The following is a 16623-nucleotide window of genomic DNA, read 5'->3' on the forward strand; positions in this document are numbered from 1 at the left end:
GCGATCGCGCGTGCGGGCCGGCACGTCAAGGATCGCGATGACACCCCATATTGGTTTCCAACAGCAACAAGCAGGCGCTCTTTCAGGTCTGCAGCTTATAGGAGCCAAGCAATCCTCATGAATTCCCGTATTGCCGCCATCGCCACCGCCCTTGTTCTTGGTGTGGCCCCGATCTCGTCGGCAATGGCCTACGATAGTCCTTCCCGTTACACGACGGTCTCGCCTTACGATGTCGAGACGACAGGTTCGATCCAGTCTCGCGACGATCTCTTTTCGCGCAACCCGGCCACCTGCCCGATGAGCTCCGCCGCCGAAGGCAATGCCAACCAGCAGAACTTCCCGGTCCAGCAATACGGCCAGACCTCCGGCGGAAACCGCTGCTGATCGGTGGACCAGGGGGCGACGATAGGGTCCCCGCTCAATGGGCGGGTGAGCCGGAATCGTCGCCCGTCCTGGCATTGACCGGCTGGAACGCCGGCACCTGAGGATCGGCCTGCAATCGCGTCAGGATGGCGCGCGCCAGATCCGCCTGGTCGAACGGCTTGGTCAGGCGCACGAGATCGGTCTGTGCGTGCTCCGTCGGTTCGGCGTAGCCGCTGGCGAGGATGACCGGCAATCCCGGATACGCCGCCGCGATCGCCGCGATGAGCTGCAGGCCGTTCATGCCGGGCATCAACTGGTCGGTCACCACGAGATCGAACGGTTCGGCGCTGCCGAGGACGTGCAGGGCCTGCGGGCCCGACATCGCCTCCTGCACCCCATGACCGAGATCTTCCAGCATGGCCGCCGTGTTCATGAGGACGAGCGGGTCGTCGTCGACGACCAGCACCCGCAACGGCCTCGTCTTCGGCAGGGGAAGCCCGTGTTCGGGCGCTCTCTTGTCCGGGCCGCCGGCCTGGGCCACGGGCAGCCACAGCTCCGCGACGGTGCCTTGGCCCGGAACGCTCGTGAGGATCAGCCGTCCGCCGGATTGCTCGGCGAACCCATGGATCATGGAGAGGCCGAGCCCGGTGCCCTTGCCGACACCCTTGGTGGTGAAGAACGGCTCGGCGGCGCGCGCCAGGGTCCGTTCATCCATGCCTTCGCCGGTATCGGCGACCGAAAGACAGACATAGCGACCGGATGCGAGTCCCGGAATCTCGTGGAGGCCGAGCTGTGCCTCGCGGGCCGAAATGGTGATCCGCCCCCCCTCCGGCATGGCATCGCGGGCGTTGACGCTCAGATTGAGCAGGGCCAGTTCCAGCTGGTTGGCATCGGCGCAAGCGAGGGGCAGCTGCAGGGGAAACTGCGTGTCGACCCGGACGACGGAGCCGATGGAGCTCTGCAGAAGCTCGGCCATGCCGCGCACGAGAGCCGGAACGTCGACGGGGCCGGTCTCCAGGGTCTGCTGGCGGGCGAAGGCGAGCATGCGCCGGGTCAGCGTCGCCCCGCGCTCGGCCGCCTGAATGGAATTGTCCACCAGTCGCAGGAGCTTGCCATCCGGCGGCAGACGCTTGCGGGCGAGGTGCAGATTGCCCAGGACGACCGCCAGCAGGTTGTTGAAATCATGAGCGACGCCGCCGGTGAGCTGGCCGATCGCCTCCATCTTCTGTGACTGGACGAAGCGCGCGCGGGTCTCTTCGAGGGTCTGTTCGGCGTTTCGCCGCTCCGTGACGTCCCGGGTGATCTTGGCGAAACCGATCAGTTGGTCGTGCTCGCCCCGGATCGGATCGATGACGACATGCGCCCAGAAGCGCGTGCCGTCCTTCCGGACGCGCCAGCCTTCCGCTTCGAAACGGCCTTCCTTCGCGGCCGTCCGCAGGGCGTGGCCGGGCAGGTCCGAGGCGCGATCCTCGTCGGTATAGAACCGCGAGAAATGCTCGCCGATGATCTCGTCATCCGCATAGCCCTTGAACCGCTGCGCGCCACGGTTCCAGCTCGTCACCTTTCCCTGCGGATCGAGCATGTAGATGGCGTAATCGTGCACGCCCTGGACGAGCAGGCGGAAATGCTGCTCGCTCTGCCTGAGCGCGGCCTGGGCGGCGTGCCGCTCGGTGAGGTCGCGGGTGACCTTGGCATAGCCCAGGAGGGCGCCGTCCTCATCGCGGATCGGGTCGATCAGCACATGGGCCCACATCAGGCTTCCGTCCTTGCGGACGCGCCATCCTTCCTGCTCGAATCGCCCCTCGGTCGCGGCGATCTTCAGCGCGCGGCCGGGAAGATCGGTGGCCCGGTCGTCGTCGGTGTAGAACCGCGAGAAATGCTCGCCGATGATCTCCGCGTCGGTATAGCCCTTGAAGCGCTGGGCGCCGCGATTCCAGCTCGAGACCCGCCCCTCGATGTCGAGCATGTAGATGGCGTAGTCGACGATGCTCTCAACCAGTAGACGATACCGGTCATCACCTACAATCGATGCATTGCTTGCTTGCGAGGCCTTCAGCTCTTGCTCGGGCATTGCAGAGTGAGGGATTGAATCATCGGGCATGGACCCACCATACGGGATACCGAACGCGATGTCGGCTGCGTCGCATTACGGACGCAGCTCATGGCATGACGGCCGTCACATCGGCCCCGGCAGGGGAGGAGCGGCGCTCAGTCAATCACTTCGACGATGCGGCGGGTGCCCGGCTCGACCAGGACGGGGAGATCGTTGACGATCGTGTAATTGTACCCTTTGAGGGCGAATTCCGGAGGCACGTCGTAATAGACGACGCCGTTCTCGGGCAGCACGGTGCCGACATGGACCTTGCCGCGATACGCGAAGGACGGGCGCCTTTCGCCGCGCGTATAGATGCGGAACCGCTCCCGGCGGTCGATCCCCAGAATGTCGTTCGCGGTCCCGACAGCCCCTCCGATCACACTGCCGACGGCCGCGCCCAGCGGCCCGGCGATGTTTCCGCCGCGCTCCGCGCCATCCTGCGCCCCTCGGGCGAGGCCCTGCGCATGGGCGGCCGTCCCAACGCTCAACGCCGCGAGCACACCCACCGCAACACGCATCCGCATCGGTTTCGCTTCCGTCTCTGATGGGCCGAACGGGAAAGAGCACTTCCGATCCGCGCTGTCCTTCCTTGCCGATGGATGGTTAACATAATCCACTGTCGGGACGGGTTCGCGTGCGAGACGCCCTGCGTCGTCGGACCAAGACCTCATCGTGTCTCGACGCGGCCCCCGTCGCGCTGCCCCGGTCCGCCGGATGGTACGAGACCGGACGAAAGGTCGGAAAAAAACTTAAGTTATTGCCGGACAGGCCTCCTGTGCTTTCGAAAGGCATCAGGTCCCCTGTGCCGTGATGACCCCTGATGTCCGATCCGCCCCAGCCTCCAGCCACGATCGTGGGAACACAGCCACGACCGGCCTACCGGGTGCTCGTCCTGTCCAAGGAGGGAACGATCCTCGACGTGAGACGGATCTCCGTCGATAGCGACGACGACGCCATCCAGCACACGCAAAGGCTCGTGGACGGGCACGCCCTCGAGCTCTGGGATGGTCTGCGCTTCATCGAGCAGTTCCTGCCGACCGAGTGACCGCATTTCCGTCGCCGGGAGGGAGATGTCCCCGATCCCGTAGGGCGACCGAAGCAATCTCGATGACCGGACACCGGGGGAGGGCCGCTAATCCAGCTTCAGGGCCTCCTTGAACGGCACGACGGCGCGCAGTTCACCCGAATCGTCCATGATCTCGAAGCACTGCCCGTCCACGAGCCGCCCGGCCCGGACGAGTTCGGCGAGGATGTCCCGTGCTGATGCCAGCGCTTCCAGGCGAGCCGCATCGACATCGACGAGAACGCTCCCCTCCTGATCTTCGATGAGATCGTCGCCGTCGCGAATGTTGAGGTAAAAACGAGGCATACCAGTCAACGGCAGGCTCTAGCCCAAGTTGCTGTATGAAAGAAGACATAGCTTCCTCCAGTCCGATGCTTTTGCGTCGCCGCGCCGGATGCGAAGGTCGGGATTCGGGCACGCGCCTCTCGAAAATCCTCCCGGCTCGCGCGGACAGGCCTCGATGAGGCGAGCTCACCGAGGCCAAGCGTCATGTCACGAGTCTCACGTCACACGTCTCACATCACGAAAGCGGCCGGCCGTGGACGGACGCTCGCGTGCCGATCACACGACATGCACATCCGTATGGGTGAGCGTGGCGAGGTTCTCCAGCGTGGCGAATTGCTGTTGGGCCTGGCTGCCGCTGCCATCGGAATCGTAGTAAAGGGCGCCGGTGTTGCTGTCGTAGAGCACCCTGTCGTCCCCATCGACGGTCGAACCCGCCGTACCGATGTCCTTGAACGCAGACTCGGTGAGTTCGCCGGGGGCCAGCGCCTCGAAGATCTCCTGCGACAGGCTGATCGTATCGAGATCGTGGGTGAAATCGGTGATCCGATCGACATTCGTCGAGCCCAGTCCCGTATCGAAGACGAAGGTGTCGTCGCCGCCGCCACCCGTCAGGATATCCCTGACCTGACCGCCCGCGAGCACGTCACGGCCCGCACCGCCTTCGAGCTGATCGAGGCCGGCGCCGCCGAGGAGCTCGTCCCTGCCGGTACCGCCGAACAGCTTGTCGTTGCCGGCATCGCCGAACAGGACGTCGGAGCCGTCGCGACCCAACAGAATGTCGTTGCCGGCGTCACCGTCGACCAGATCATCCCCCTCGCCCCCGTCGAGACGGTCGACGTCAGCGCCGCCGGTGACGAAATCGTTGCCGCTGCCTCCGAGAACAGTGTCTCGCCCCAGCTCTCCGACAAGGAAATCATTGCCGGAGCCGCCGCTTATGTAGTCGTCACCCGCATTGCCGGCGATGTAATCGTCGCCGAAGATGCCATAGAGGATATCGTTGCCGTCTTCTCCGATGATCTGGTCGCTACCGGCATTTCCTCTGATCACGTCGTTGCCGAGGCCGCCGGCTATGTAGTCGATACCGTCACCGCCCGTGATCCGGTCGTTGCCGTCCTGGCCATCGATGCGATCGAACCCGCCATTACCATTGATGACATCGTCGCCTGAGAGACCGAGGATGATATCTTCATCATCCGTACCATTCAGAACATCACTTCCAAGAGTACCGTTCAGCTTAGCCATGGCGTTTGCCTCCGCTTCATGCGTGATCGCAGGGTTTTTATAGAGGTAGCTGAAAGATCGTCCATTGCTCATCATGGAAACAATTGTTTGCGGCGCCGCAACATGCTTTGCAGTACCGATGGATATTTAACCTCAGTTTTTCTCATAGTATAAAGAAATATTGGGAATTCGACCTGTCTGGGAGCACATCGCTTCGCGCCATTCGAATGCCTGCGACATTTCATCTCGCATAGACTTCGATGATGCGCTCTACGTATTTCACCTTGGGACGATGGCACGCATCCGGGGAGCGTGACTTACGGTTATTCTGTTCGGACGGATCTTCACCGCAGGAACATTCGCCGTCGAACCGGATTGATGCGTCACTCTCGGAAAACAAGGACGTTCGATGAATAGCCTACGCATCGTCGTGAGCGCGGGAGCGCTCGCATTGTCGGTCATGCCCGCTTTCGCACAGGGGTTGATGTCTCCCAACGGGGAGCGTGGCGTGGTGATCCAGAACCAGCCGAACACGACCGGCAACAGCCGTGATCGCGTCATCTCCTATGGGGCGACGGGGGCCGATACCGTGACGACCAATTCCGCCGCGGGCGGCAATGCGAGCCGGCCGGAGCAGGCCATTCCGAATGGCAGTGCCGGTGGGGGTCAGGGCGGCCGCTGAGAACCGGCGACGCCCACTCCCTCCACGGTCTTTCAGGCCGCGTATCGGGGATCGGCACTGACGCGACCGGTCGCCGGTCGGGCCACCATCACCGAGCCTGGCATCAGCCCTTCGTTCCCTTGAAGGGGCGGAACAGCCAGGCGAGGCGCTTGGCGTCCGCCTCCTCGCCTTCGGCGGGTTCAGGCACGGCCTCCTCGACTTCGCGGTCGGCCGCCGGTTTTGCCGAATCCTCGTCCTCGAGCTTGCCGATCATCTGCTCTAGCAGCGGCGGCAAGTCCCGTTCGTATTTTTCGAGGATGATGGCGGCATCGAGCAGGGCGTGAATATGCGCTTTGGGAATGGGTTGACTGGCGATCTGTGCGCTGAGGACGCGGTCGGCCAGAAGACTGGCGAGCCGCGAGACTTCGGACAACCGACCGATGGGATCCGTGGCGTTGGCGGACGGGTCCGGGCTCTCGTTCATGACAAATGTTCTCCCCCCTCAGATGTTTAACCCATTATCCGCCGTCCCCCTACATGCGCCAAGCACTTCTGCCCCGGTCGACTATGCCGTGGTCGAGTGGGAGGCGCTGCCGGTGCCCTAGAGCGCTCACCGCCGAAGTGGATGCCGGTTCGGCGAAAAAGAGCGCGGCAAAACAAAGGCCTAGAGTTGCACCCGACCCAACGTGGTCGGGCGCAGCTCTAGAGGAACCGGCATCCGCGGGATCGATTGGCCTATCGACCGGGCGGCGATGCAAACCCTTTTACGAGGTGCCCCATGGCGCAACAGGTTCCCGTCGACGCGACTGCGCAGATCGAAACGCCTCTGGGTGCGGACGGTACCCACACCATCACGGAGGATCTCGTCTACCAGCGCCATGCCATCGTGAATGTGATCTTCCATGGTCCGCCGGGAGCGGGCGACCGTGGCTGGACGCTGATCGATGCCGGGATCATGGGGTCGAAATCCGCGATCCGGAAAGTGGCGGAGCAACGCTTCGGCCCGAATGCCCGTCCGGCGGCCATCGTGTTGACCCATGGCCATTTCGACCATGTCGGAGTCGTTGAAGACTTGGCTCGCGAATGGGACGTGCCGGTCTGGGCCCATCCGCTCGAACATCCGTATCTCGATGGGTCCGCCGCCTACCCGCCGCCGGACCCCTCCGTCGGCGGCGGCCTGATGGCGCGGCTCTCGCCCCTCTATCCGCTCGCGCCGGTCGACGTGTCCGCCCATCTCCGGGACCTGCCGGAAGACGGTTCGGTGCCCTCCATGCCGGGCTGGCGCTGGATCCACGTGCCGGGCCATTCGGTGGGTCAGGTCGCCCTCTGGCGGGAGGCGGACCGCACGCTGATCGCGGGCGACGCCTTCGTGACGACCGCTCAGGAATCGGCCTACGCGGTCATCGTCCAGGAGCCCGAGATCCACGGTCCGCCGATGTATCTCACCACCGATTGGGAGGCGGCGGGCCGTTCGGTGGCGATTCTCGCGGCTCTCGAACCGGAGCGGGCGATCACGGGCCATGGACGCCCGCTGGAAGGACCCGCCCTTCGCGAGGCGCTTCATCTGCTGGCGGATCGTTTCGATGCGGTCGCGATGCCGAGGCAGGGCATGTATGTGGATGAGCCGGCCCGAGCCGAGGACGGATCGGCCTACAAGGAACCCTGACGCGCCTGCGTGGCCGCGTCGGGTGACGGATCGGCGATGCGGGCTCGGCCCCATGCTGCTTGGGCGGTCGTGCCCGCGCGATCAGGGAGGACCGGGCCGGCACGACGAATCCCCACGACTTATTCCCTCGAAAAAGCATTCGACCGGACCAGAAGCTTCTTTTCGCGCATCCTGTGGCAGAACAATCGCAGTCATGGACCGGCTCGGCATGGTCTAACGGCCGAGCCCATTCGGCTCATGCAGCGTTGAGTTGCCAAGACATCATCATGCGACTTTCAATCTATTGCCTGCTGGCGGCCTGTTTGCTGGCGCAGCCCTCGCTCGTCGACACAGCCTCTGCCGAGGAGGTGGACACCGAACATCTGTTCGGCTTCACCGAGGGGGCCGATGTGGGCAAGAAGGGCGAACAAGAGGTGGTGCTCGACACCGTCACCCGTATCGGCAAGCGGCGGGCCGGACCGGGTCCGTCATCCTACGACGCGGTCGGTACGAAGCTCAGCTATCAGATCGATCTCGTCGACGGTTTCAGCGTCCAGGTCGGGCTCTTCGGCGACCACCATCGCGTTCGCAACATCGTCGATCTCGACGATAGGAACGCCGGCAATTTCGACGGCGTCTCGGTGGAGTTCAAGTATCAGCTCGTCAAAAGCACCCCCGAGCAGCCCTTCGGCCTGGCCCTGGAATCGCGGCCGCGTTTTGCCCGCGTTCTGCCCATCGAGGGGCGCGGAGCCGACATCTTCGACTTCGAGAATGTCGTGCACGTCGATTGGCAGATCGTGCCGAACAAGCTCTGGTATGGCACAAACATCAGCTTCGATCCGGCCGCCGGACGCCAGCGCGGCTCCGGGGAGGGATACCGCTCCTCGACATTCCTATGGTCGAACGCCCTCGTCGGGGAGGTCGCGGACAAGACCTATCTCGGACCGGAACTGCGCTATCTGCGCAGCTATGAGGGAATTTTCCTGAACGGGCTGCAGAGCGAAGCTCTGACCCTCGGCCCCGCCCTGCATCATCGCTTCACCGAAAAGGCCTGGATCACCGTGGCCTATGCCGGTCAGGTCTGGGGCCGGGACACCGACAAGGCCCTCGCCAACCGGGGATTGGGTCTGAACCAGTTCGAACGCCATGCCCTTCGGGTGAAGCTGGGCATGGAGTTCTAGGGGGCGGTCCCGCGCCGTGGTGATGGCCGTACGGTCGCCGGATCGTCGCGCGCGCTCGTCAACGAACCGCCGGAATGACCGTGGCCCGGCTGGATCAGCCGGTTCCGCCCGTCAGGACCAGCCGTAGGGAGCGGGCGAGTTCATCGCGGCGGTACGGCTTGTTCAGGACGGTGAGTTCGCCCTTGCCGATGATCTGTCCCTCGTCGAGGTTGGCGACGTAGCCGGAGGTGAGGAGCACCTTCAGGCCCGGTCGCAGGCGCTGCGCCTCGACCGCCAGCTGCGAACCGTTCATGCCGCCCGGCATCACCACGTCCGAGAACAGGATGTCGATGCGCTCGACCCCTCTCAGATGCTCCAGCGCTTCGGCGGCGTTGCGCGCGACGATCACCCGGTAGCGCAGTTCCTCCAGGCTCTCGACCGCCATGCCGAGGACCTGCTCGTCATCCTCGACGAGCAGGACGGTGTCGCCGTCCCCCGCCCGCTTGAGCGGGAGCGCGGTGCCGGAGCCCGTCCCCGCTTCCTCGCCGACCGGGTCGGAGGACCGCGGGATGAGAAGTCGGAACGTGGTTCCGGCCCCGACGGTGGATTCGATGGCGACGTAGCCGCCGGCGCTGCGGGTGAAACCATAGACCTGGGAGAGCCCGAGACCGGTGCCCTTGCCCACTTCCTTCGTGGTGAAGAACGGTTCGAACACCCGGGCCAGGGTCTGGGGCGGGATGCCGCTGCCGGTGTCGGCGACCGAGACCTCGACGTAGTCGCCGGGGGGCACGCCCTTGTCGGCGACGGCGGCGGTGTCGAGGCGGACGTTGCGGCTGCGTACGTCGATGCGGGCTGCGCGGTCGCTACCCTCCATCGCGTCGCGGGCGTTGACGACGAGGTTCAGCACCGCGGCCTCGAACTGGGCGGGGTCGATGCGGATCGGATCGAGCGCCGGGTCGAGATCGAACGTCATCTCGATGGCGCCGCCGGCCGCGCGCTGGGCCAGGGGCCGGAAGTCGAGGAGGAGGCGGTTCGGGTTGAGGGTCTGGGGCCGCAGCATCTGCCGCCGCGAGAAGGCCAGAAGCTGCTGGGTGAGCTGCTCGCCCCGGCGCGCCGCGTTCATCGCGGCCTCGGCCAGGCGCACCACCCGCTCGGTGTTCTCCGGCTTGCGGATCACCATGTCGAGGCCGCCGACGATGACGGTGAGCAGGTTGTTGAAATCGTGCGCCACCCCGCCGGTCAATTGCCCGATGGCCTCCATCTTCTGGGCCTGGCGCAAGGCGTCCTCGGTCGCCCGCTGGTCGGTGCGGTCCATGACGATACCGGCGAGGCGGACGGGATTTCCCTCGCGACCGTATTCGGCGCGGCCCCTTGCGGCGATCCATCGGATCGCGCCGTCCGGACGCCGGATCCGGCATTCCATGTCGAGGTTTCCGGTCTCGACCGCCTGCGCGAAGGCCGCCGCGACGATGGAATGGTCCTCCGGGACGACGTGATGGAGGAAGTCCGCCCATCCCCAGGAGCGCAGAGGCTCGTCGTAGCCGATGATCGCGTCGTGGCGTCTCGAACGCCGGGAGGTGTCGTGGACGAGGTCCAGGTCCCAGGAGCCCATGCCGGCGGAATCGAGGGCGAACAGGAGGGTCTCGCGCGCCGCATCGACTTCGCGGGTGCGCTCGGCGACCCGGCATTCCAGCGTCTCGTTGGCGTGCCGGAGGCGCTCCTGCGCCTGTTCCCGCTCCAGGATGTGGCCGCGGGCCTGATATTGCCGACGCCGGCCCCGAAGCGCCGACGCGACGGCGCTCGCCAGAGTCTCGGCGTTGATGGGCCGTTCCAGCAGCACGACGTTGCCGAGCCGCTCGATGATCGCGGCCGCACGCGCGGGGCGGCGACCGACCTGTCGGGTCGCCAGCATGATGAACGGGAAGTCCGACCAGGGCGGCTGGGTCTCGACCCAGGCGTCGAGGGCGGCCGTATCGGCCTCGGCCAGGGCCTCCTCGGTGACGAGGGCCGCGGCCGCGCCCGCGCGCAGGCCGGCGATCAATGCCGGCGCATCCGCACAGATGGCGGCCGGCGTGCCCGACTTGGCGAGCAGCTGCTGGACGACCCCGGCGTCGCGCCCGCGCGGCGCCAGGATCAGCACCCGCTCCTCGATCTCCGACGATGGCGTCACGCGGCGGGTCCGGACGTCTCGGCATTGCCGTCCAGCATCGCGACCTTGCCGCCATAGGCCGGCAGCCCGGTGAGCACGCCCTGGAAGTCGCTCAAGGCCTCGCCGACCTGCAGGCCGGTCGGGGAAATCCGCAATTCCCGGATGGTGCGCTCGTGCGCGTTGACCCGGCTCTTCACCACGGAGATCGCGGTGCGGACCGCGCCTTGGGCCTCGAAATACCGGAACAGCACGATGCCGTCGCTGAGATAGCTCAGGTCGACGTCGGTGCGGACCTCGCCGATGACCCCGTGCTGGCCCAGCACGAGGACGGTCGTGGCGCCCTTCTGGTTGAGGTAGCTCAGGAGCTCGTGCATCTGCAGGACGAGGTATTGCTCGCCCGGCATGGCGTGGACGTAGGCGTTGAGGCTGTCGATGGCCACGAAGGACGATCCCTGCGCCTCGACGGCCTCGCGCACCCGGCAGGTGAACTCGCCCGGCGAGATCTCGGCCGGGTCGATCTGCATCAGGTCGAGCGCGCCGCTCGCGATATGGGGACGCAGGTCCATGCCGAGGAGCGCGGACCGGGCGAGCAGGGTCGCCCTGCCCTCGTCGAACAGGAAGTAGGTCGCGCGCGATCCGCCCTCCAGGGCGGTGAGCAGGCAGCGGATGGCGGTGGTGGTCTTGCCGACGCCGGACGGCCCCATCAGCAGCGTGTTGGTGCCCGGCACGAGGCCGCCCCCGAGCAGCAGGTCGAGCTCCACCAAACCGGTCGAGGTGGTGACCGGGTCGAACTCGTCCGCGTGCTCGGCCGCCACGAGGCGCGGGAACACGGTGAGGCCGCCGGTGCGGAGCACGAGGTCGTGGAAGCCGCCACGGACCTTGACGCCGCGCATCTTGACGACGCGGATGCGCCGACGCTCCGCCCCGAACTCGCGCTCGATCTGCTCCACGACGATGACGCCATGGGCGATGCTGTGGAGCTGGACGTCCGCCGTGTTGTCGTCGAGCAGCAGCACCGTGCAGCCGCGCGACGCGAAGAACTGCTTCAGGGCAAGGATCTGACGCCGGTAGCGCAAGGGATTCTGGGCCAGGAGCCGGAGCTCGGACAGGCTGTCGAACACGATCCGGGCCGGCTGCAGCGCGTCGACGCGCTCCATGACCTCGCGCACGGTCTCGCCGAGCTCCACATCGGACGGGTGCAGGATCGACTGCTCGCTATCGGGGTCGAGGCCGAGTTCGCTGACGAGTTCGTAGACGTCGATGCCATCCAGGGACCAGCCGTGGGACGCCGCACCGGCCCGGAGCTCGTCGGCACTTTCCGACAGCGTGACGTAGAGGCCCTTCTCGCCCCGGGCGACGCCTTCGAGGAGGAACTGCAGCGACAGGGTCGTCTTGCCGGTGCCGGGCCTGCCCTCGACGAGGTAGAGCCGGTCACGGGTGAGGCCGCCGGCGAGGACGTCGTCGAGCCCGGATATGCCGGTGGAGAGCGCGTTGCGGGAGCCGGTCGGGGCGGTAGGCTGACTGTCGTCTGGCATGGTCACTATGATGCGGGAGAGGCGCATCGGGCGGCCGCCCATCGAGGGGGCGGCCCATCGCCTTCTGTCGGAATCTATCATGCATCAGCCCGTGTCAGCGCGATAGGTCGGATTGGACACATCGCCCGGAACAATGGTGGAGGCTCTGTCGTCCTTCACACCAGGACATGGCGTCGGCACGTCGAAGATCAGGCATAGGTTGAAGGCGATCAGGAACCTGCCATTGCGCCTCTTGTTTTCGTTGGGCGGGGTCCCGGTGCGGTGCCGGGACCGTATGGACACTTCAGCCGGTGAGCGGAAAACGTTGGATAACTTGCAAGCCGAAGTCGAAACGTTGCCGCTGGAGACACGCCCATTCCAGGTCCTCGTGGTCGCCGGATCGGCAAGGCGGCTCGATGGATGCCCCGGCATGGACGGCAAGGCCCGGTTTCTGATGCACCGGATGCTCGGGCGCCTGCCGGCGCGCTGGCAGGTCGACCATGTCGATATCGGTAACGAGCACGGCAAGCCCAAGATCCAGGGCTGCAATGGCTGCGTCGGCTCCTCGATGGCGCTCTGCGTCTGGCCCTGCAACTGCTATGGGCCGGACAGCGACCACCAGCCCGACCTGATGTGGAACGAGAAGCTCTACCAGCGCCTCGCCCGTGCCGATGCCTGGGCGATCATAGGGCCGGTCTGGTGGTATGGTCCCTCCACCAACCTCAAGGCGATGTTCGACCGCCTCGTCTGCATGAGCGGCGGCAACCCGCGCCCCGACCTCATCGACAAGAAGAGCACCCTGAAGGCGCAGGCGCTGGAAAAATCGCCGCTCTGGCGGGAGCTGACCCGGAACCACCTGGAGGGGCGCACGGCCGGGTTCTTCTGCTACGGCAACGAGGGCGGCAACGAACTCGACGACGATCGCCGCCCCCGCATCCTCCGGCAGAAGGACTGGTTCGACCCGGCGCGGGAGCCTTACCAGGGCGATGAGCGCAAGGCTTACCAGGGCCTCGTCTGGCAGTGCCGCTACAGCGGCATCGAGGTGCCGGACGAGCTCTGGCGGCATGCCTCGGTCGGTCTGGAGCGGCCCTATGCCGACGATCAGGCCGACGACATGGTTCAGGAACGCGACGCCATGGCCTGCTTCGATTCCTGGGTCGACGCCTTCGTGCGGCACGTCTCGGCCAAGGGCATCGTGCCGGGGACGACCGAGGCCGAACGGGGCGCGCGATCCACGACGGATTGATGCCGGCGGCCTCGGTCTTTCCGCTAGAGCTGCGCCCGACCACGTTGGGTCGGGTCACATCTCCAAGCCTTTGTTTGTCGCGCTCTTTTTCGCCGAACCGGGATCCACCTCGGCGGAGAGCGCTCCAAGGCCGTGTCTCGGATGCGCGCGGCGGGGTCGGATCCCCGCTCAGGCGTTCACGCCGCCATCCACGGTGACGACCGATCCGGTGATCTGCCGCGCGGCCGGGCTCGCGAGGAAGCCCACGGCGGCGGCGACGTCCTCCGGCGTACCGTAGCGGCCGAGCGGCGTCAGCGCGCGGATACCGTCGGATTGGGGACCGTCGGCGGGGTTCATGTCGGTGTCGGTTCCGCCCGGCTGGACCAGGTTCACGGTGATGTCCCGAGGCCCGAGTTCGCGGGCCAGCCCCCGGGTGAAGGCGAGAAGCGCCGATTTGGTCATCGAGTACACGGTCACGCCGGGAAAGGGGACGCGCTCGGCGAGGCACGAGCCGATCGAAATGATGCGCCCCCCTTGTCCGAGATGCGGAATCGCGGCCTGGGAGGCCAGCACCACCGACCGCACATTGACGTTCAGGAGCGCGTCGATGTCGACGAGGCCGATCTCCGCGACCGCGCCGTAGCGGGCGATGCCGGCATTGTTGACGAGGATGTCGAGACCGCCCAGTCCCGCCACGGCCTCGTCGACCGAGCGTTTCACGGCCGCCGCATCGGCGCTGTCGGCCTGAATGGCGAGCCCGTGCCGGCCTTTCGCCTCGATGGCGCGCACCAGCTCGGCCGCGCGGTCGGCCGACCGCTCGTAGGTGATCGCCACGTCCGCCCCTCTGTCCGCGAGATCGAGCGCGATCGCGGCGCCGATGCCTCGTGAACCACCCGTGACGAGTGCGCGCTTTCCAGCCAGTTCCTGCATCACACAACCTTTATGTATCGATCGACACAAAAATAGCTAGGCGTGTTGGTGATCGGGGTCAAGAGATTTATATATCGATCGATGCAGAAATCAGAGCAGAAACCGGGACGCGTCGCGGCAGGGTCGGTCCGGGGGCGCGGACGCCCTCGTGCCTTCGACCGCGAGGCCGCCCTCACGCAGGCGACCCACCTGTTCTGGCGCAAGGGCTACGAGGCGACGTCCATCGCCGACCTCACCGAGGCGATGGGGATCGGATCGCCCAGCCTCTACGCCGCTTTCGGATCGAAGGAGGCGCTCTTCACCGAGGCCCTGCGCCACTACAACACGACCTACGAGGCGCTGGTCTGGGGCAGGTTCCGATCCGCCGGGACGGCGCGTGAGGCGGTGCTGTCCTTACTCATGGACTCGGCCGCGGCCCTGACCGGATCGCTCGCCGACAATCCCCTCGGCTGCATGGTGACGCTCTCGTCCGTCGGCGGCGAAGGGCGATCGGACCTCGGCGATCTGGTTCGGTCGGCGCGTGCCGTGACGCTGGAGCGTCTGGAGGCGTGCCTGGCCGGGGCCGTGTCCTCGGGCGAGCTTGCGGGCGAGACGGACATTCACGCCCTTGCCCGCTTCGTGCAGACCGTCCAGAGCGGCATGTCGATCCTGGCCCGCGACGGCGCGAGCCGGGCCGAACTGGAGGGCGTGGCGCAGATGGCGATGCTGAGATGGGACGCCTGCGGCTGAACTTCGCCGGACCGTGCCAGGGCTGCGCCCGACCGCGTTGGGGCGGGGCACATCTCAAAACCTTTGCTTGGCGATCGTACCATTCGCCCATACGGCCTGACGGTCTGGCTTCCTCTTCATAGGGTTGGCCCGATATCCGCCCATTCCGCCAAGTTCTTTCATCATGAGACCGCAGCTTTCGGGACGCTGGAGGACCTCTTTTAGGCGGAAGTCCCCGTGTGACCTCATCACGGCGGCATGTCGGCAGCGGTGACGGCCTTGTCGAGGCCGATGAGACCTTCGTCGGCAACGACGGCACCGTGAAGCCGGAGGGCGAGAAGAAGGGGCGTGGCTACGCTCACAGGCACAGGGCGACGAGCCAGGCTCGCCGTAACGTGTCCTCCCAGGGCGGCACGTCATGAATCACGGGACACGGATACTGCAAATGCGGGGCTGCCGGATCGGGTTCGGAGGCTTTTTGCTGTCCGCCGCGTTGGCTCTACATTCCTCGACGATTCAGGAGCCACTGTCATGACCGCCGACACACCCTCCAAGCCGGGGCGGACAGCGTACCCGCTGACGCCAGCACAAGCCATGCAGGTCGGTGACGCCGAGTTCCTCGACTTCATCTTGCAATCGGCTGCGGACGCCCGACAGTCCGCCGCAAAATCCAAAGCGGTGATCGAAGAGACGAGGGCGATTCTGGACGAGCCTGAGACCGAACCAAGGCCGCCCGCAAAGCGGGGCGGGGTCGTCGACGCGTGAGGAACAAGTAGCGCCGCTTCATCGAAGCCGCCCGTGACGCCGGGGCGAGCGAGGATGAAGCGGACTTTCCTCGTGCATGGAAGCAGATATGTTATCTGTTCAGATCAGATGAAATTCATGATTGATAGCTTGGCCGTCTTCTCATGGTTTCAACGATAGGCGACTCGATCATCGTAAAATCTAGCCAGATCAGCAAAAGCCCATTTTCATCCGCGACCTCGAGGCGCCACTCATCGCTCGAGCAAATGTGCTTGAAGTTTTCGAGAATGATCCTGCCGGCTAGGCACACTGCCGCAAACCTGGCTTCCTCGATGCTGTTGAGCTCTGTACCCTCCTGATCGAGGGTGCTCTTTCCATCGTACACGTTGAAATGATAGCGCGGCATGTCCCGCCTCATCTTGGTGGAGGCGGGAGCGATGACGCTCTCACTCACGGGCATGCCTAGGATAGGGCGCGCGATTGCCCTGACATTAGGCAACTATATTTGTTGCTGCTATTTCTTGCGTTATTTTTTGACGGCGGTCGACCACATGTCGCATCCGGCTGTGCGATCCGACCATGCCGATGGGGATGATCGGGGGGACGATTCCGGCGCGGGGCGGGAGGGAGGCTTTCATGGCTCAGCCCCCCGCTTGATCGCGAAGGAGTTCAGGTACTCCTCGGGTTTGGCCGGATCGAAGGCCTCGCCCATCACCGAGAAAGTCTTGGTGGTCGCCGTCGGCGGGGTGAGGCCGGCCTTCGTCATCAATCTCGCGGCATCGGTGGCGAGATAGACCTTCTCGGCCACCGCCTTGTAATCGACATCGCCCTTGATCTGACCCCAGCGCTTCATCTGCGTT

18 protein-coding genes and 1 pseudogene are annotated in these 16623 nt (G+C 65.6%); 9 read left to right on the top strand and 10 right to left on the bottom strand.

From position 1 onward, the window contains the following. Positions 1-117 precede the first annotated feature (117 nt). Positions 118-384: a hypothetical protein gene (locus ACYQOP_RS09070; RefSeq protein ID WP_461222154.1), complete on the top strand. Its 267-nt coding sequence runs from the start codon at positions 118-120 to the stop codon at positions 382-384. A 34-nt stretch (positions 385-418) separates the two neighbouring features. Here ACYQOP_RS09070 and ACYQOP_RS09075 read toward each other — a convergent pair whose 3' ends face one another. Together ACYQOP_RS09075 and ACYQOP_RS09080 are read right to left on the bottom strand one after the other, a co-directional pair. Continuing rightward, complete coding sequence (locus ACYQOP_RS09075) at positions 419-2434, bottom strand: hybrid sensor histidine kinase/response regulator (protein WP_461222155.1); 2016 nt, start codon at positions 2432-2434, stop codon at positions 419-421. Between the two features lie 137 nt (positions 2435-2571). Beyond that, positions 2572-2982: a DUF1236 domain-containing protein gene (locus ACYQOP_RS09080; RefSeq protein WP_207413376.1), complete on the bottom strand. Its 411-nt coding sequence runs from the start codon at positions 2980-2982 to the stop codon at positions 2572-2574. 296 nt (positions 2983-3278) lie between these two features. Between ACYQOP_RS09080 and ACYQOP_RS09085 the strand changes: the two genes are divergently transcribed. Then, the gene (locus tag ACYQOP_RS09085) at positions 3279-3503 is read left to right on the top strand and encodes a hypothetical protein (RefSeq protein WP_056422077.1); all 225 of its coding nucleotides are present in this window, start codon (positions 3279-3281) and stop codon (positions 3501-3503) included. 87 nt (positions 3504-3590) lie between these two features. Here the strand turns inward: ACYQOP_RS09085 and ACYQOP_RS09090 are convergent, their stop codons facing one another. Both ACYQOP_RS09090 and ACYQOP_RS09095 read right to left on the bottom strand, forming a co-directional pair. After that, complete coding sequence (locus ACYQOP_RS09090) at positions 3591-3827, bottom strand: DUF6894 family protein (protein WP_056422073.1); 237 nt, start codon at positions 3825-3827, stop codon at positions 3591-3593. 255 nt (positions 3828-4082) lie between these two features. Further along, on the bottom strand, positions 4083-5048 hold the full coding sequence (locus ACYQOP_RS09095) for a calcium-binding protein (protein ID WP_461222157.1): 966 nt from the start codon (positions 5046-5048) through the stop codon (positions 4083-4085). A 388-nt stretch (positions 5049-5436) separates the two neighbouring features. On the opposite strand from ACYQOP_RS09095, the gene ACYQOP_RS09100 reads away from it, so the two are divergent. After that, entirely contained in the window at positions 5437-5709 is a 273-nt protein-coding gene (locus tag ACYQOP_RS09100) for a hypothetical protein (RefSeq protein WP_207413372.1), read from the top strand. A gap of 103 nt (positions 5710-5812) precedes the next feature. Here the strand turns inward: ACYQOP_RS09100 and ACYQOP_RS09105 are convergent, their stop codons facing one another. Beyond that, the gene (locus tag ACYQOP_RS09105; RefSeq protein WP_419953016.1) at positions 5813-6172 is read right to left on the bottom strand and encodes a hypothetical protein; all 360 of its coding nucleotides are present in this window, start codon (positions 6170-6172) and stop codon (positions 5813-5815) included. Positions 6173-6466: 294 nt separating this feature from the next. Here ACYQOP_RS09105 and ACYQOP_RS09110 point away from each other — a divergent pair, with 294 nt between their 5' ends. Both ACYQOP_RS09110 and ACYQOP_RS09115 read left to right on the top strand, forming a co-directional pair. Next, the gene (locus tag ACYQOP_RS09110; RefSeq protein ID WP_461222158.1) at positions 6467-7354 is read left to right on the top strand and encodes an MBL fold metallo-hydrolase; all 888 of its coding nucleotides are present in this window, start codon (positions 6467-6469) and stop codon (positions 7352-7354) included. Positions 7355-7620: 266 nt separating this feature from the next. Continuing rightward, a complete protein-coding gene (locus ACYQOP_RS09115; protein WP_461222159.1) occupies positions 7621-8514 on the top strand; it encodes a hypothetical protein in 894 nt (297 codons plus the stop codon). A gap of 94 nt (positions 8515-8608) precedes the next feature. On the opposite strand, the gene ACYQOP_RS09120 is transcribed toward ACYQOP_RS09115, so the two are convergent. Continuing rightward, positions 8609-10663, bottom strand: coding sequence for an ATP-binding protein (locus ACYQOP_RS09120; protein ID WP_461222160.1), 2055 nt, complete (start codon positions 10661-10663; stop codon positions 8609-8611). Then, positions 10660-12177, bottom strand: coding sequence for an ATPase domain-containing protein (locus ACYQOP_RS09125; protein WP_207413394.1), 1518 nt, complete (start codon positions 12175-12177; stop codon positions 10660-10662). Before ACYQOP_RS09125 ends, ACYQOP_RS09120 begins: the two co-directional genes overlap by 4 nt. 313 nt (positions 12178-12490) lie before the next feature. On the opposite strand from ACYQOP_RS09125, the gene ACYQOP_RS09130 reads away from it, so the two are divergent. Continuing rightward, complete coding sequence (locus ACYQOP_RS09130; RefSeq protein ID WP_461222162.1) at positions 12491-13402, top strand: NAD(P)H-dependent oxidoreductase; 912 nt, start codon at positions 12491-12493, stop codon at positions 13400-13402. Between the two features lie 168 nt (positions 13403-13570). On the opposite strand, the gene ACYQOP_RS09135 is transcribed toward ACYQOP_RS09130, so the two are convergent. Continuing rightward, positions 13571-14311: a 3-oxoacyl-ACP reductase family protein gene (locus ACYQOP_RS09135; protein WP_207413364.1), complete on the bottom strand. Its 741-nt coding sequence runs from the start codon at positions 14309-14311 to the stop codon at positions 13571-13573. Between the two features lie 81 nt (positions 14312-14392). Between ACYQOP_RS09135 and ACYQOP_RS09140 the strand changes: the two genes are divergently transcribed. From ACYQOP_RS09140 to ACYQOP_RS09150, 3 genes are all read left to right on the top strand, one after another. Continuing rightward, the gene (locus ACYQOP_RS09140) at positions 14393-15040 is read left to right on the top strand and encodes a TetR/AcrR family transcriptional regulator (RefSeq protein ID WP_311275747.1); all 648 of its coding nucleotides are present in this window, start codon (positions 14393-14395) and stop codon (positions 15038-15040) included. 218 nt (positions 15041-15258) lie between these two features. Beyond that, a complete protein-coding gene (locus ACYQOP_RS09145; protein WP_461222163.1) occupies positions 15259-15441 on the top strand; it encodes a hypothetical protein in 183 nt (60 codons plus the stop codon). Positions 15442-15550: 109 nt separating this feature from the next. Beyond that, entirely contained in the window at positions 15551-15784 is a 234-nt protein-coding gene (locus ACYQOP_RS09150) for a hypothetical protein (protein ID WP_461222165.1), read from the top strand. A gap of 115 nt (positions 15785-15899) precedes the next feature. Here ACYQOP_RS09150 and ACYQOP_RS09155 read toward each other — a convergent pair whose 3' ends face one another. Beyond that, positions 15900-16169, bottom strand: a complete 270-nt coding sequence (locus ACYQOP_RS09155; RefSeq protein WP_461222166.1) for a DUF6894 family protein — start codon at positions 16167-16169, stop codon at positions 15900-15902. Between the two features lie 228 nt (positions 16170-16397). Then, positions 16398-16622: pseudogene (locus tag ACYQOP_RS09160) on the bottom strand (nitrate ABC transporter substrate-binding protein); the annotation flags it as partial. Position 16623 lies beyond the last annotated feature (1 nt).

This window comes from Methylobacterium sp. CM6247 (assembly GCF_054817925.1).